We start from the raw sequence: 1,028 nt of genomic DNA, 5'->3' as shown, positions 1-1,028 counted from the left end.
CGGCCCCGGGCCGTCCTCGCCCGCGCTCCCGCCGAACACCGCCCGCCGCGTCGTCCGGCCCGACCAGCCGCAGGCGCCGCGGGGACAGGCCGACGACGCCGTCTACGCGACCGTCGCCGCCCGCGCCCGGCAGATCGGGGACGTCGTGGGCGCGGCGCTGGACGCCGAGGGAGTGGCGCACCGGGTGCAGCGCTCGGGCTCGCTGTTCTCGGTCGTGTTCGGGCCCGGGGCGGCCCGGCGCGGCGTGCGCGACTACGAGGGGGCGCGCGCCCAGGAGACCTGGCGCTTCGGCCCCTTCTTCCGCGCCTTCTTGGAGGCGGGCGTGGCCCTGCCGCCCAGCGTCTTCGAGGCCTGGTTCGTCTCGGCCGCCCACGACGACGCCGAGTTGGAGCGCATCGCCGCGGCGGCGCCGGCGGCGGCCCGCGCGGCCGCGGCGGCCCCTGCGCCAGCGGCCCGGCTGGCCCGATAGGCCCAGTAGACCCGATAGGCCCGATAAGCCGGTTTCCGCGTGCTCCGTCCCTCGACCCTGTAATTCGCCCCTTTTATGCGCGCAGTAGAGGGCCGAGGGTTGGAGTGCCCGACAATCGGTTTTTGCGGCCCGAGCGGCGCCCCGAACCACACCCTCGATGAGTATTTCTTGCCGGGAGCCGTGGCTCGACGGCTCGGATCGATGCGGTGCCGGACGACCCCGCTGCGCGGGCCGGTGCGGGGGCGGTGCGCGCGGGGGCCGCGCGCCGAGCAGAGCCTGGTCACCGCCCTGGAGCGCGGCGGTGCGGTGCGTGCGGGACTGCGCCGTCTCGTTCGTACCACGCTCTCGTGCCGCCGCGTCGATCCCGGCTCACCCTGGGGGCTCTTCCGGGGAGGGGGTTCGTCGTCGCGTGATAGAGTGAGCTCATGGGAATCTCCATCCGGGACTCGGGCGATTCGGACACGGGCGCGGGTTCTTCAGCACCCGCCGATCCGGCCAGGGCCAGCAGTTTCTTCGACTACGCCCGCTTCCTCCAAAATGTGCGTCGTGATTACGACCG

Annotated in this window: 1 pseudogene; it reads left to right on the top strand. The window is 74.1% G+C overall.

The annotated features are described in order from the left end of the window. A pseudogene (locus G446_RS18075) lies at positions 1-469 on the top strand (hypothetical protein); the annotation flags it as partial. Positions 470-1,028: the final 559 nt, after the last annotated feature.

Origin of the sequence: Actinomyces dentalis DSM 19115, from assembly GCF_000429225.1 — a bacterium.
In the GTDB taxonomy this organism is placed as follows: Bacteria; Actinomycetota; Actinomycetes; order Actinomycetales; family Actinomycetaceae; genus Actinomyces; species Actinomyces dentalis.
Note: the sequence above shows the minus strand (reverse complement) of the source record. Positions and strands in the feature narration are given on the sequence as shown.